The sequence below is a fragment of the uncultured Mucilaginibacter sp. genome (genome assembly GCF_903893715.1).
Taxonomy (GTDB): Bacteria; Bacteroidota; Bacteroidia; order Sphingobacteriales; family Sphingobacteriaceae; genus Mucilaginibacter.
This window is the reverse complement of sequence record NZ_CAITNG010000142.1, coordinates 1-14,218: the sequence shown is the minus strand read 5'-3', so window position 1 is coordinate 14,218 and position 14,218 is coordinate 1. Positions and strand designations below refer to the sequence as shown.

Here is a 14,218-nt window from a genome sequence, read left to right as displayed (position 1 = left end):
GTTTTGAATGCCACTTATCCGGTTATATAAGTTACACTTTTCTCCTAACCGCAAGTACGTTAAGTCATTAAAAAATTTGCTCGGCTTTGTTCCGGGCAATTTAAGTTTATACAGGTTGGCTTTCAGGCACCGGTCGGCCGCGCAAAACGTAAAAAAAGGTGTAAAAAACAGCAACGAGCGCCTTGAGTTTTTGGGCGATGCCGTATTAGGCAGCGTTGTTGCCGAAACATTATTTAAGCTTTACCCTTACGAGGATGAGGGCTTTTTAACCGAACTGCGCTCAAAAATTGTAAGCCGCGTAAACCTGAACCAACTGGCCCGCAAATTGGGTTTTGAAGACCTGATAGAGTACGACAGCCGCATGGTGAACTCCACCCGCCAGGGTAGTTTACTGGGCGATGCCTTTGAGGCACTGATAGGCGCGGTATATTTAGATAAAGGCTACGATTTTACCAAAGACTTTTTGGTGAACCACATCATCAAATCGCATATCGACATCCACACGCTGGAGCAAACCGAAACCAACTTTAAAAGCAAGCTGATAGAATGGTGCCAGCGCCATAGTAAGGATGTTTCGTTCGACCTGTACCCCAACCAGGAAGGCGAAAACACCAAGCTATTTACCATGCAGGTAAGCATCGATGGCGAAGTGCTGGGCACGGGTAAGGAGTTCAACAAAAAGAACGCCGAAAAATTAGCCGCCGAAAGGGCTTGCGAAGCCTTAGGCATTTAATTGAAATAAATAAAAACGTTTTTGCGCATTCCTCGTTTTATCCATAACTTTAATTATGGCAAAAAGAGAACGCGACAGCAGTATTGTTTACTTTTTATTAGGGATTTATACCCTGATGATAAACTGGTACTATAACCATAACCTGCTGTACCTCTTGCTGAGCTATCTTTTTTGGCCCCTTTATATCGTTTATGAGTTGCTTACCGGTGGCCTGGCACATGGTATGTGGAAGATTATACCGCTTTCGTATTTTAAGTAAGTCCGACATTTACATTATTTTTTCGGTAGTGGGTTGTCAGAAAAAGCCTTTTAAATTGTTGTTGCAACACTACTTTTTGTTAAACGTCGCTTAAAGTTTATCTCTGCATGGCTTGTGGTTTTTATAATTGTCGTTTATATTTAACCAACAAATGCCACCACCATGAAATTCCTATCCCTCGAACCCTTTGTGCCATCGGGCAGTAATTACGAAGGCTCCAAAGCTTTGTTTATCGAACTGGGTTTCCATATCAATTGGGAACAGCCGGGGTATGCGGGCTTTCAGCGCGATGAATGCCGTTTTATCTTGCAGCATTATGATGTGCCGGGCTTTCCCGAAAACTTTATGCTGAGCGTAAAGGTGGATAGTGTGGACGATTTCAGACAAATGGTGCTGGATAAACAATTGCCCGAAAAATACGGCATCCGCATGAGCAGGATCATACCGCAACCTTATGGCCGCGAGGTGAATTTGATTGATATTGCGGGGGTGTGCTGGCATTTTGTGGAGCAGTAGGATTGTAAGTCCTGAACAATTGATGATTTAGATTATTTACATCATGGATTTAAATAAAAAAATAGAAGAAATAATTCCGATCAATGATCATGAACATAGGAATGAATTTTCTAATAGTCATTTGATAAATCAATTAAATGAACACGAGAAAAAAGTTGTTGAAGATGCATTAATTGCCAAGTTGCAGATTTATCCAGAGGACACGCTAATTATAGAAACACTTTCGTACATGCATTCAACAGAGGCAGTTCCTGATATGTTGAAGTCATTGGAAAAATGCGAGATCGGATTGCAGAAAATTATAATAGCCTCAGCAATATTCAACTTAACCAAACAAGATGAAATGACTGATGTAGCGCTTGCTGAGTTTAAAAAACTGAGTAAAAAATGGGATCTTGTTTTCGCCTTTTCTTATTTGAGTCTATTTAGAGATGACAGAATTAATAACATGATTAAAGACTATTGTAGCAATCCCGATTTCTTGATTTCGTATAATGCAAAAGAGGCGTTGAAATTCATCGACTGATTTGGCATTCCAGTTAGTCTGAATTTTTAATCTAAACATAGCTTATTTGTACCCGCTTAAACCTTTATCCCCCTTTCAACTCTAAACAATATGCACAAACCTTTAGCCCATATCAACCGTCGCGCGGCGTTGCGCAGCTTGTTTTTTATCTGTTTTGTTTTTATGGCGATGGCCACATCAGCGTATCAACCAACGGGCGACCCGGTGACGAGTGTGGTGCACTGGACTGTTGACGGTGTTGACCGCGAGGCGATGGTGTACATCCCGGCAACGGCAAAAACAACGGCTACACCGGTGGTTTTTCTTTTTCACGGACATGGGGGTACCATGCAAAACATGTTTAAAGGCCGCGGGTTTGAGAAGATTTGGCCGGAGGCTATTATTGTTTGTCCGCAGGGTTTGAATACCCCCGGACAGCTTACCGACCCCGCCGGCAATGTGCCCGGTTGGCAAAGAGGCCCCGGCGATATGGGCGACCGCGATATCCATTTTTTTGATACTATGCTGAAAAGCCTGCAGCAAGATTATAAAGTTGACGACAAGCGTATTTACGCTACTGGCCACTCCAACGGGGGTGGGTTTACCTATTTGCTATGGGCCATGCGAGGGGATGTTTTTGCTGCCGTAGCGCCTTCATCGGCAGTGGCGGGCAAGATCGTCGGCCGGCTGAAACCCAAACCTGCCCTGCATATTATGGGCCAAACCGACCCGCTGGTAAAACCCGAATGGCAAAAATTAATGTGCGATAAAGTACTACAAATAAACGGTTGCAATGCAAGTCAGGGTCAGAGTTATGGCGCGCAATATGCTACGCTGTACCCTTCCACTACCAATACCCCAACCGTATTGTATGTACACCCCGGCGGCCACGTTTACCCACAGGAAGCGACTGCCGTAGTGGTAAAGTTTTTTAAGAGTATGGTGAAACCGTAGGAGGCGGATGGTTCCCATTCGGGGATTGCAACTCTAAAGTTCTCAGGGTCGGGGATTATAATTCCGACCAACGTACGGCTTCATTATCTTTGGTCGCCCTTACTTATAAAAGCTTTTAGATCGTCTTCCTCTGTTGAAATCTCATCTGATTTTATTTTGGCAACTTTGCAAAATAAAATATACAACCAACGGCCAAAACTTAGGGCAGACCAATTCAAACAATTAACTAAGAATACCCAAAATGGTGTGAAAACAATGCATACTATAAAGCCCTCGATACCAAATGTAGGTTTATCATTGAATTGAATAGGGAACGCGTGGAATAAAGATAGAAAAGCTATAAATATAGAAAGTGGAATTGCAGCAAAAAGAGAATATAGATATAGTTTAAAGAAAGGTATGTTTTTCATTGTAATAATGCTTTTTCAAATCTAATAATTCCCGACATTTATTGTTAAACTGACAATAATAATTAATAAATTGCCTCCTTAAACCGCAACACCATGCTTTCAGTAAAACCCTTTCGCAACATAACCCGGCTGTGCCTTTGTTTTTTGTCGCTGTGGCTGATAACAAATACCGCTTCCGCGCAAAGCGCCGATAAATTCTTCCCCAAAAGCGATCTGATGCCCATCGGCTCGTACTATTACCCCGAGCAATGGCCGCACCAGTATTGGGCGCGCGACATCAAAAAAATGGCTGAGGTGGGTTTCGATTTTACGCATTACGGCGAGTTTGCCTGGGCCTTTATAGAGCCGGAAGAAGGGCATTTTGATTTTACATGGCTGGATGAGGCCGTTGAACTGGCGCATCAAAACGGCATCAAGGTGATCATGTGTACCTCATCGCCTACCCCACCCGCATGGCTGGAGCAAAAGCATCCCGAAGTGCTGGTGGTGAACGAAGATGGTATGACGATGCAGCATGGCTCAAGGCAGCAATGCAGCTGGAGCAGCCCGGTTTATCGCGATTATGTGGCCAAAATGGTGACGGCACTGGCCAAACATTATGCGGGCGATAAGCGCATTTGGGGTTACCAGTTAGACAATGAGCCATCGCACTACGGACAATACGATTACAGCCCCGCCGCGCAGGTACGCTTCCGCGAATGGGTGAAGAATAAATACAAAAGCATCGATACGGTGAACAAAGTTTGGGGCACGGCCTTTTGGAGCATCCGCTACAGCAGTTTCGACCAGATACGCATCCCCAATGGTAAAGAGCTGATCGCGCAGCCAAGTCCGCACGCGGTGTTGGATTTTAGACGTTTCTCATCCGACGAGGTGACCGATTTCCTGGGCCTGCAATATAATATCCTGCGTAAATACATCCTGCCCGAGCAGTGGATAACCACCAACCTGATGCCCGAGCACGCGCCTGTTGACCCGACCCGCATGACCAACCTTGACTTTGCAACCTATACCAAATATTTGGTTGCGGGGTATGATAAAGGCCTCGGTCCGCAAGGTTTTAGGATGGGTTCGCCAACCAGCATCGCTTTCGCGAATGATTTGTTCCGTTCCATTAACGGTACTACCGGCGTAATGGAATTGCAGCCCGGGCAGGTAAACTGGGGAAAGTTTAACCCTATACCGATGCCCGGCGTGGTGCGTATGTGGATATGGCATGCCTTTGCGGGAGGCAACAAGTTTGTGTGCAACTACCGCTTTAAAGAACCCTTGGTGGGCGGCGAGCAATACCATTACGGCATTTTAGGTCCGGATGGGGTAACACCAACCACGAGCGGTTTGGAGTATATTAAGGTAATAAAGGAACTGAAAAGCATAAAACCCTATTACCAGCCCGACGCGCAGGTGCCGGCAGCTTACCATAACCGCCAGGCGGCTGTGCTTTGGAGCGCCGATAACCGTTGGGAAGAGGATAACCAACCCCAAACCTACCAATGGGATTATGAGTCGCACGTGATGCGTTACTATGGCGCGCTGAAAGAAATGGGCGCGCCCGTTGATGTGATAACTGAAGCCAAAGATTTTGCCAAATACCCGGTAATGGTAGCCCCGGCCTATGAGTTGCTGGATGCCAAACTGGTGGAACGCTGGAAAACTTACGTGGAGAACGGCGGGCACCTGGTGCTTACCTGCCGCACCGGCCAAAAGGACCGAAACGCTAAGCTTTGGGAAATGAAATGGGCCGAACCGATTTACAACCTGATAGGCGCGAAAGTCCCTTTTTACGATTTGATGCCCGATACAGTACAAGGCACGGTAAAAATGCTCAACAAAACCTATAAATGGAACACCTGGGCCGATGTGCTGGACCCTATGCCCGGCACCGAGGTTTGGGCCAAATACAGCAACCAGTTTTATGCCGGAAGGGCAGCGGTTATAAACCGCAAGCTGGGCAAGGGCACGGTAACCTTTGTTGGGCCGGATACGCACGATGGTTCATTAGAAAAAGATGTGCTAAAAATGGTATACCGTGAAGCGGGCATCCCTGTGGCCGACTTGCCAAAGGGTGTCATCATCGAATGGCGCGATGGTTTTTGGGTGGGGGTAAATTATAGTCCTAAGGCGTACCAGGTACCTATCCCGGCAACGGCAAAAGTATTGATCGGCAGCCGCACGCTGAATACCGCCGATGTGGTGGTTTGGAAAGATTGAGCAAAAACCGCATATTTGGGTAACGCAGAAGAAATTGACGACGAACAAATTTTAAACACCCATGTACAGATGAAGAAAACCCTTACCCTGCTTGCCCTGTTAACTTTTTCTATTGGCGTATTCGCGCAAAAGGCCGACTCTGTGATGCTGCGAAAAATTTACGATGAGGCTTTGGTTAACGGCCAATGCTACCAGAATTTGCATTACTTGTGCAAAAATATTGGTCAGCGTTTAAGCGGCTCGGCAAACGCGCAAAAGGCGGTGGACTGGGGCAAAAAGCTGATGGAAAGCTATGGCTTTGATAAGGTGTTTTTGCAGCCTTGTATGGTGCCTCACTGGGTACGCGGCGCAAAGGAGCAGGGCTTTATTGTTGAGGGAACAGAGAAAACGCCTGTAGCGATATGCGCATTGGGCATGTCGGTAGCCACACCTAAAGCGGGGCTTACTGCCAATGTAATTGAGCTGCATAGTTTGGACGAATTAAAAACATTGGGCGAGGCCGGGATAAAAGGAAAAATTGTGTTTTTTAACCGTCCGTTTGACCCACGCTTCATCGAAACCGGAGCGGCTTATGGCACCGCCGGCGACCAGCGTTTTGCCGGGCCTGCAGCAGCGGCAAAATATGGCGCGGTGGGTGTTATTGTACGTTCGCTTACCGAGGCTCTGGATAATTATCCCCATACGGGTACAACCAATTATATTGACGGCGTGCCGAAGATACCTGCTGCGGCCATCTCTACCATAGCGGCCAACGAGTTAAGCGCTGCGTTAAAAAAGTCGCCCGGTACCAAATTTTACTTTAAAACCAACTGCGGGCAACTGCCCGATGCACCATCGTTTAACGTGGTAGGCGAACTGACAGGAACTGAGAACCCCAATAAATTTATCATCGTAGGCGGGCACCTGGATTCGTGGGATTTGGCCGAAGGTGCTAATGACGATGGTACCGGTGTAACCGGCGCGTTAGAGGCAGTGCGCATTTTAAAAGCGATGAACTATCGCCCAAAAAACAGCCTGCGTGTGGTGTTTTTTATGAACGAAGAAAACGGCGACCTTGGTGGTGATAAATATGCTGAGCTGGCCGCCCAAAATAAAGAAGACCATATAGCAGCCATTGAAACCGATGGCGGTGGTTTTACTCCACGCGGATTCGGCTTTAGCGGCTTGCAGCCGGGTGCGCTGAAGGTCATCAACCAATACTGGAAGCCGTTGTTGGAGCCTTATGATGCCGACAAGCTAACCAATGGTGGTGGTGGCAGCGATATTGAACCTTTACAGGGAAAAGTACCCGGCGTAGTGCTCATCGGCTTTAAAGGCGACTCGCAACGATATTTTGATATACACCATACACCCAATGATGTGTTCGAGAATGTAAACAAACGTGAACTGGAACTGGGTTCGGCAGCCATGGCATCGCTGATGTATTTAATAGACCAACACGGGCTGAAGTTTTAAATCACGAATTTTAAACAATCATAACCTAAAAAACGAGCTTTATGATGACGAGTAATTGGGCTTATATTATCTTCTTTATTATCTCGACTGCACTGTCGGTACTGGTGATACGCACACTTTTCAGCATTCCGCATATTTTGCGGAATCAACGTGTGCAAACACGCTTGTTAGCCGAGATAGCCCGTAAACATGGTGTAGACAGCAAGGATGTTGAAGAAATACTGTCGGAAAAAGTAGGATTTTAATCAACCCCTGGCTAATCAATTTATTTTTTTACCTCAAGTCAACATAGCGTTAAGTATGTTTGTGCTATACTTTATCAACATTGGAAGAAGGAGAAACGGGTAAACCCATTAAAAAAGACCGTTACGCGGCCCTGCGTTATAAAGAGTTTCGCTGGTATTTGAGCATGCGTTTCTTTTTTACGTTTGCTTACCAAATGCAGGCCGTTATCATCGGTTATTATATTTACAAGTTAACGGGGCTTAAGTCGGCTTTGGGTTTTATTGGTTTGGCCGAGGCTGTTCCTGCCATTAGTATCGCCCTATACGGCGGCTATATTGCTGATAAATCGGAGCGCAAACGGTTAATGCTCATTATCTTTTCGGCCATGTGGCTGGCTTCGGCGGTATTGCTGCTGGTTACCATGCCGCAAGCCAAACGTTACATCAGCAATGGTGTGGAACTGTTTTTTATCTATGCCATGATATTTGTGGTAGGGCTGGGCCGGGGTTTTTACGGGCCAACAGCATTCAGCATCATGGCGCGTATCATCCCCAAGCATGAGTACCAAAACTCCTCCATCTGGAACAGCACCACCTGGCAGTTCGCTTCGGTAGTTGGCCCTATGGTGGGCGGTTTTTTGTTTGCCTGGGCGGGCGTTACGGTAACCTTTTTGGTGATACTCATCTTTATCAGCATAGCGCTCATATCCATCTTATTTTTAAACAGGCACCACCCTGAATATGTGCCTAAAGAAAGCATATCCGAAAGCCTGATGGAAGGCTGGCGTTTTTATAAAAGCAGCCGCATGCTGTTGGGCGCGCAAACCCTTGATTTGTTTGCCGTATTGTTTGGAGGCGTAGTGGCCGTGCTGCCGGTATTTGCCAAGGATATTTTGAGCGTTGGCGCCGCCGGTTTTGGTATGATGCGCGCAGCAGATTCGGTAGGGGCGGTAATCACGATGTTTATTCTGACACGCTACTCGCCCATGGGTAAACCCTGGCGAAATTTGCTCATTGCCGTAACCGGTTTTAGTATATCCATCATATGTTTTGGCTTATCTAGAAACTTCTACCTGTCGTTGTTCTTCCTGTTTATGTTAGGCTCGTTCGATAGTGTGAGCATGGTGATACGGTCGACCATTATGCAGGTGCTCATCCCCGAAAAAATGCGGGGCAGGGTATCGGCGGTAAACTCCATGTTTATCAACTCGTCTAACGAGATTGGAGCCTTTGAATCGGGTATGGCGGCGCAGTTTATGGGCACTATACCATCGGTGCTTTTTGGTGGCGGCATGACCTTATTGATTGTTACCGTAACCTGGCTCAACACAAAAAAGCTTGTTCCCATGAAAATGGAAGAGATACACGCGCCGGAACCCGCGGCATAAAAACTGTCATTTCGACGAGGTACGAGGAGAAAACTTTACGGGCATTACGGGCTCCGGGAGTCTGTTTTGTAAAGTTTTCTCCCTACGGTCGAAATGACACGGGGGTTTGGTTGTTGTTTACAAAAAGTTTTTGGTACGACCCCAAAACAGGTAGAGCAATGAGCCCAAGATGGGTATCAATAGGATAATGATAAACCAAAGCAGTTTGGTGCTTTGGCTAAAACTTGAATTTTTAAAGATATCCATCAAAGCGTACACCACGAGTATCAACTCGATGATGAAAAAGATGAGGCCAACAACACCGCTGACCATTGAAGTAACAAATTCCATGACGATTGAATTAAACTGTGAAAGTTAGGATTGTACAGTAATGTTTATAAAGACAATCGAAACCCAAATAAGTTTAATTTAAAGCAAATGTTTCGGACGCCGTATACTTTTCGCCTATCTGTTGGCGCCACATGGCATAATACAAGCCTTTTTGCTCTAACAATTCCGGGTGCTTGCCAGCCTCGATAATATGGCCTTTTTCGAGCACATATATCCTGTCGGCATGCATAATAGTGGATAAGCGGTGGGCGATGAGAATGGTAATATGGTGTTCATCCAGGGTCGATACATCGCGGATGGTCTCCGTAATTTCTTCTTCGGTTATCGAATCGAGGGACGAAGTGGCTTCGTCGAACACCAAAATATCGGGGTTGCGCAGTAAGGCACGGGCGATGGACAAACGTTGTTTTTCGCCGCCCGATACCTTCACGCCGCCTTCGCCGATAACGGTATCAAGGCCATGACTGGCGCGGGCCATCAGGGTTTGGCAGGCTGCTTTTTGTAATACGTTCAAGCATTGCTCGTCGGTGGCTTCAGGGCGAACAAATAACAGGTTCTCGCGGATAGAACCCGAAAATAGTTGGGTATCCTGCGTAACAAAGCCTATTTTTTCGCGGAGTTGATCGAGGTCTATCTCGCTGCTTTCGGTATTATTGTATAACACCTTACCTTCTAATGGTTGATAAAGGCCAACCAACAGTTTAACCAGCGTGGTTTTACCGGAGCCCGAAGGGCCAACAAAAGCGATGGTTTCGCCCGTATTTACCTTGAAACCTATCCCGTTAAGGGCATTGCGCGTAGCGGTAAGGTGTTTAAATACTACATCCTTAAACTCCAGTGTTTTTACCTTTTCGATGAGTACCGGTTTTTCAGGTTTAACATCGATAGGCGTGCTCAGTATACGAACGAAGTTGCCCATTGATACTTCAGATTCGCGCCAAGCCAAGATCACATTACCGAGTTCCTGTAAAGGGTTAAACAAAAAGAAAGAGTAAAAAAGAAAACTAAAATACTGCCCCGGAGAAATGCTGCGCTCAAATATCAACAGCAGTAAAACCACGATCATAACACTTCTCACAAAGTTTACGGTTGTACCTTGTACAAAACTCATACTCCTTACAAATTTTACTTTTTGTAGTTCGAGGCCTAAAATTTTGTAAGTGGTTTTGTTCAAACGATCAATTTCCTGATCGGCCAAACCAAGGCTCTTTATCAATTCGATATTACGTAGCGACTCGGTGGTAGAGCCTGCTAACGCTGTTGTTTCACCTACAATTTTACGTTGTATGGTTTTGATACGCTTGCTCAACAAAACACTGACAAGTGCAATTATCGGTATAGCTCCAAAATATACCAACGTAACTTTGTAGCTTACCGTTAACGAATAAACGATGACAAAGCCCATGCCTATTATACTAACAAATAATACACTGATAAAAGCGGTAATAAACTTTTCGGAATCGAGGCGCACCTTTTGAAGTATCCCTAAAGTTTCGCCACTTCGTTGGTCTTCAAAAACCTGATATGGCAGTTTAAGGGAATGTTGTAACCCATCCGCATACATTTTTGCGCCAACTTTTTGAGTAATGATATTTGTATAATAATCCTGGAAGTTTTTAGCTATACGCGATACCATTGCAGAGCCGATTGCCAGACCGACCCATTTCAGTATAACTGATACAAACTCGGCATGGCTTAACGAATCGCGTTTTTCTATAGCCTGGTCAACTATTTTACCGGTGAAAAAGGGGTCCATTAACGAGAAACCTATGTTGAATGCCGCAAGCAGCAGCGCGAGCGCCACGATCCAGCGGTGTTGTTTTAAATAGGATAAGAGTGTCTTCATTGGTAACAAAAATAAAAAAAGGGAATGGCTAATCAGCTCATTCCTGTGTCAATTTAATTACTTGTATATCAATGCGATTGATTGTTAACACTTAGATTATCTGAAACATTTCGGAAACAATCTCTTGTAATTGAATCTTATTTGATGGACTTTAAACAATAGTCTATCGATCCCATTGAAGTGAACAAAATTATGAAAAACTATCTACTGATAATGTTTCGTTAGTTCATCTTCGTGTCATGATATCAATCCAACTGTTGTTTTGTAACACTTACTGCCGGAAAGACCACCATAGTTATCAGGTTACCACTTCCCGGATAGGCTCTTCCTCTGATTTGAAACTAACAGTTCGTTGACTACCGCCATTTGAATGGTAAACGTGGAATTTAAGAGCGATAGTACAGTTGCTTACCGCAACAGATCAATCCTCATTTCCGGATTTTACAGGGCTATAACAGCATGCCTATTAACATCATTTGGCGGCTTTTATTGGTAATCGTTCTTGCATTTCGCCCGGTGCATTTGTTTTTGCTTATCAATATGGGTGTTGCTACGCTACTGAACTGAGGTAATAGCGAAGGTCTATTGTAGGCCAGCCATTTTCGCGTTCGCAAAATATGCTGTCGCAGTATTTTATAATTAATAAAGAAATTTAATTTCTCTGTTAATTATTTAATTATTTTTTCCATTTTGTGACTTATAAAAAACTACATTTATTTATTGGGAAACATTATTTACTAATAATCAATACGTTTAGTCGTTTTTCATAAACAAACATCTTCCTTATTTTTTTACTGTTTAACCTATTAAAATATGACCAGTACTGTTACCCAACGTATTGCCGGAAGGCTTTTTTTGTTTTGCTTGGCCGCTGTTTTAAGCGCTGCCCCGGTGTTTGCCCAGGTGCCAATAGGGCCGCCTGTTATCACATCGATTGTACCTGCTAACGGCCAGGCTACTGTTAATTTCATCCCGGCGACACCTTTTTTGTCGGCGGCTGCTTATAGCAACACTTTTGGCGCATATATTGATGTGTTAACAGGTTTAGGTGTAAACAGCGATGGAAGCGAATTTGACCCCTATACTAATCAAACGATAATTCCAGCGCCCACGGTTGCCCAAGCGTTACCTTTTTTAGATAAAAGCCTAACATATTTGACTTTAGATGCTTCGACTGGTCAATTTACTATGTTTGATTTTTCTACAATTGACTTTACCGACAACGAGGTTGATTTTTATGGTAATACAATCGGCTTTATTGACCCTAGCCAAATTGTTTGCTTAACAACAAATAACACCTATGTATTTTTAAATGACATTTATAGTGGTAATACTAAGCAATACGACCTCTACACTATGGAGCCGATAGCGGCTTTAACAGGAGTTCCCTTCACCGTTATGCCGACGCCACCAAACTTTAGCGCGATTAACGCAATGCAGGATGTAAGTGGAACACCTGGTCCATACCCAACATCTATTGCCGGCTATAGTGTAACAGCAACGCCCGGCGGGGCCACCGTTAGCGGTCAAAACTCACCATTAACTGTTACTGGTTTAACCAACGGGCAGACCTATAGTTTTATTGTTACAGCTACTGATATCAAAGGTGATACAATATCATCAGGCCCATCAGAACCTGTAACTTTCAATGTGCCAGTTATTAACGCGAGCGGCCCAACCACTTTCTGCGCCGGGGGTATCGTTACTTTAACAGCTAACACCCAGACAGCGGATTATTACACCTATTTATGGAATACGGGCGAAACTACGAAAAGTATCAATGTCGGCACGTCGGGCGTATATTCTGTTACTATTTCTACTAACAATGTTTACAGTTATGTAAAAAGTTACAGTTCTACATCGGCACCGGTTACTGTTAACGTTTCGGCCTTTCCTGTAGGGGCTATTACAGCTTCGGGGCCAACTACTTTTTGCCAGGGCAGTTCGGTTACTTTAAAGGCAATGGGCTCTGATGCGGGTAGCGTGGTTAATTGGGGCGATGCGCTTAATTTGGATGGCTATAGTGGTTTTGTGGATGTGCCGCCAACAAGCGCTATTACAAACCTCGGCAAATCGGGTTATACTTTAGAAGCCTGGATAAAGCCAAGTGATATAAACGATATCAAATCGATTGTGCGAAAAGACGGCGATTACAACTTTTACCTGAACCAGGGTACTGTGGCCGCCGAGGTGTGGGTGAACGGCACCGGCTATCCCACGATGTATAAATATACCGGCACAGTGCAAAACGTAACTATTGGTACATGGACACATGTTGCCGCCACCTGGAACGCAACTACCGGAACCATGAGTATCTATATTAATGGTGTAGCTATACCCACAACAAAGGTTATAGAAACGGTTTATGCTTCGGGCAATTTCCTGATCGGAGTAAGCCAAACTTATGGGCAACCTTTTGCAGGAGAGATAGACGAATTACGTATTTGGAATACGCCAATTACACAAACGCAGATAACAAATAGCATAGGCACCCTTATTCCGAACAACTCTCGCCGGTGGATGGACTTACACTAAATTGTGGTTTTAAGCTTTGCCAATATTTGGGGAGAATATTTATTTCCTCGAATGAGGTGATATTATAGTAGTTTAAGTTGGCCATTTAACCTAAGTTTACTTCAGCAAATTAATAGTGTTTGGTAAATATAGCCAAAATACTATCAATTAAATTAGAAACAGTAAAATAAACCTGCTATAAAACGGACGTTTTTTATGTCATGGCCTGCAATTATTTTGCCTGCTTTTGGCAGAAGATGCTTTGCCGGTAGGGGCGAGAGAACCTGCGGCCTCCACATCCCAAATGTGGCGCGGTTGTTTTGTAATTGGTTGATTATCTTTTTTTTATGTCGTTTATTAATTGTTGCTGTGAAACATAGGTTTTTTTATCGTCGTTGGGCGAGAGGTGAGTAAAACGTTAAATTTAGACTGCGAAAAATTGCGTAGTCTAAATAATAGACCACGAAAAATGGTATATGTATGTTTAGTGTTTGATTGGCGTATCGTTGTATTGAAACGCAATATCCCTCTAGAGGCCCCAGTTATTAGCGTATATTTAGATTACCCTTTAAGGAGAGAGATGAAAATACACACTTATTCCCTTAATAAATAAAAACAACTAAGTGTTCACTAACTGTATTTATATCCTGTGGATGGCATCTTCAAGTAAACTCATTATCGTAGTTTCTTCGGATCGGGTCTTTTTAATTTTGATTGATGATAAGGGTCCCTTAATCAGCTCATTCCCTTATAATTTGACATTCAGTTTGCTTTTAAACCGTCATGATGTCTTTTTCCTTCAATTCCAGTAGTTGGTCAACTTTGGCAATATAGGCATCAGTAAGCTTTTGGCACTCGGCCTCACCAACTTTT

The 14,218-nt window shown here is 44.3% G+C and carries 13 protein-coding genes and 1 pseudogene; 10 read left to right on the top strand and 4 right to left on the bottom strand.

Annotated features, from left to right (window positions below; genetic code table 11):
- Positions 1 to 7: 7 nt before the first annotated feature.
- The 5 genes from rnc to QZX97_RS17020 all read left to right on the top strand — a co-directional run bounded on the left by rnc (position 8) and on the right by QZX97_RS17020 (position 2,967).
- The gene (gene rnc, locus QZX97_RS17040) at positions 8 to 733 is read left to right on the top strand and encodes a ribonuclease III (RefSeq protein WP_295651343.1); all 726 of its coding nucleotides are present in this window, start codon (positions 8 to 10) and stop codon (positions 731 to 733) included.
- 55 nt (positions 734 to 788) lie between these two features.
- Entirely contained in the window at positions 789 to 992 is a 204-nt protein-coding gene (locus QZX97_RS17035; RefSeq protein WP_295651345.1) for a hypothetical protein, read from the top strand.
- A 162-nt stretch (positions 993 to 1,154) separates the two neighbouring features.
- The gene (locus QZX97_RS17030) at positions 1,155 to 1,508 is read left to right on the top strand and encodes a hypothetical protein (RefSeq protein ID WP_295651349.1); all 354 of its coding nucleotides are present in this window, start codon (positions 1,155 to 1,157) and stop codon (positions 1,506 to 1,508) included.
- 43 nt (positions 1,509 to 1,551) lie between these two features.
- On the top strand, positions 1,552 to 2,034 hold the full coding sequence (locus tag QZX97_RS17025) for a hypothetical protein (protein WP_295664833.1): 483 nt from the start codon (positions 1,552 to 1,554) through the stop codon (positions 2,032 to 2,034).
- 90 nt (positions 2,035 to 2,124) lie between these two features.
- The gene (locus QZX97_RS17020; protein WP_295653084.1) at positions 2,125 to 2,967 is read left to right on the top strand and encodes a prolyl oligopeptidase family serine peptidase; all 843 of its coding nucleotides are present in this window, start codon (positions 2,125 to 2,127) and stop codon (positions 2,965 to 2,967) included.
- 83 nt (positions 2,968 to 3,050) lie between these two features.
- Here the strand turns inward: QZX97_RS17020 and QZX97_RS17015 are convergent, their stop codons facing one another.
- Positions 3,051 to 3,377, bottom strand: coding sequence for a hypothetical protein (locus tag QZX97_RS17015; protein WP_295653087.1), 327 nt, complete (start codon positions 3,375 to 3,377; stop codon positions 3,051 to 3,053).
- A gap of 93 nt (positions 3,378 to 3,470) precedes the next feature.
- Between QZX97_RS17015 and QZX97_RS17010 the strand changes: the two genes are divergently transcribed.
- From QZX97_RS17010 to QZX97_RS16995, 4 genes are all read left to right on the top strand, one after another.
- Positions 3,471 to 5,588 (top strand): beta-galactosidase, encoded by a 2,118-nt coding sequence (locus QZX97_RS17010; RefSeq protein WP_295653090.1) that lies wholly within the window; start codon positions 3,471 to 3,473, stop codon positions 5,586 to 5,588.
- Positions 5,589 to 5,603: 15 nt separating this feature from the next.
- The gene (locus QZX97_RS17005; protein WP_295664831.1) at positions 5,604 to 7,043 is read left to right on the top strand and encodes a M20/M25/M40 family metallo-hydrolase; all 1,440 of its coding nucleotides are present in this window, start codon (positions 5,604 to 5,606) and stop codon (positions 7,041 to 7,043) included.
- Positions 7,044 to 7,084: 41 nt separating this feature from the next.
- Positions 7,085 to 7,288: a hypothetical protein gene (locus QZX97_RS17000; protein ID WP_295653096.1), complete on the top strand. Its 204-nt coding sequence runs from the start codon at positions 7,085 to 7,087 to the stop codon at positions 7,286 to 7,288.
- A gap of 80 nt (positions 7,289 to 7,368) precedes the next feature.
- A complete protein-coding gene (locus tag QZX97_RS16995) occupies positions 7,369 to 8,655 on the top strand; it encodes an MFS transporter (RefSeq protein ID WP_295653099.1) in 1,287 nt (428 codons plus the stop codon).
- Positions 8,656 to 8,772: 117 nt separating this feature from the next.
- Here QZX97_RS16995 and QZX97_RS16990 read toward each other — a convergent pair whose 3' ends face one another.
- A complete protein-coding gene (locus QZX97_RS16990; protein WP_295653101.1) occupies positions 8,773 to 8,985 on the bottom strand; it encodes a PLDc N-terminal domain-containing protein in 213 nt (70 codons plus the stop codon).
- 73 nt (positions 8,986 to 9,058) lie between these two features.
- Entirely contained in the window at positions 9,059 to 10,831 is a 1,773-nt protein-coding gene (locus tag QZX97_RS16985; protein ID WP_295653104.1) for an ABC transporter ATP-binding protein, read from the bottom strand.
- An 813-nt stretch (positions 10,832 to 11,644) separates the two neighbouring features.
- On the opposite strand from QZX97_RS16985, the gene QZX97_RS16980 reads away from it, so the two are divergent.
- Positions 11,645 to 13,366 carry a LamG-like jellyroll fold domain-containing protein gene (locus QZX97_RS16980; RefSeq protein ID WP_295653107.1) on the top strand — a complete coding sequence of 574 codons (1,722 nt, stop codon included), beginning with the start codon at positions 11,645 to 11,647 and terminating at the stop codon, positions 13,364 to 13,366.
- Positions 13,367 to 14,118: 752 nt separating this feature from the next.
- On the opposite strand, the pseudogene QZX97_RS16975 reads toward QZX97_RS16980, so the two are convergent.
- Positions 14,119 to 14,218 (bottom strand): annotated as a pseudogene (locus tag QZX97_RS16975) (ribosome recycling factor); the annotation flags it as partial.

Coding starts and splice junctions, on each gene's coding strand:
- rnc (WP_295651343.1), top strand. CDS start 8: ATGCCACTTATCCGGTTATATAAGTTACACTTTTCTCCTAACCGCAAG.
- QZX97_RS17035 (WP_295651345.1), top strand. CDS start 789: ATGGCAAAAAGAGAACGCGACAGCAGTATTGTTTACTTTTTATTAGGG.
- QZX97_RS17030 (WP_295651349.1), top strand. CDS start 1,155: ATGAAATTCCTATCCCTCGAACCCTTTGTGCCATCGGGCAGTAATTAC.
- QZX97_RS17025 (WP_295664833.1), top strand. CDS start 1,552: ATGGATTTAAATAAAAAAATAGAAGAAATAATTCCGATCAATGATCAT.
- QZX97_RS17020 (WP_295653084.1), top strand. CDS start 2,125: ATGCACAAACCTTTAGCCCATATCAACCGTCGCGCGGCGTTGCGCAGC.
- QZX97_RS17015 (WP_295653087.1), bottom strand. CDS start 3,377: ATGAAAAACATACCTTTCTTTAAACTATATCTATATTCTCTTTTTGCT.
- QZX97_RS17010 (WP_295653090.1), top strand. CDS start 3,471: ATGCTTTCAGTAAAACCCTTTCGCAACATAACCCGGCTGTGCCTTTGT.
- QZX97_RS17000 (WP_295653096.1), top strand. CDS start 7,085: ATGATGACGAGTAATTGGGCTTATATTATCTTCTTTATTATCTCGACT.
- QZX97_RS16990 (WP_295653101.1), bottom strand. CDS start 8,985: ATGGAATTTGTTACTTCAATGGTCAGCGGTGTTGTTGGCCTCATCTTT.
- QZX97_RS16985 (WP_295653104.1), bottom strand. CDS start 10,831: ATGAAGACACTCTTATCCTATTTAAAACAACACCGCTGGATCGTGGCG.
- QZX97_RS16980 (WP_295653107.1), top strand. CDS start 11,645: ATGACCAGTACTGTTACCCAACGTATTGCCGGAAGGCTTTTTTTGTTT.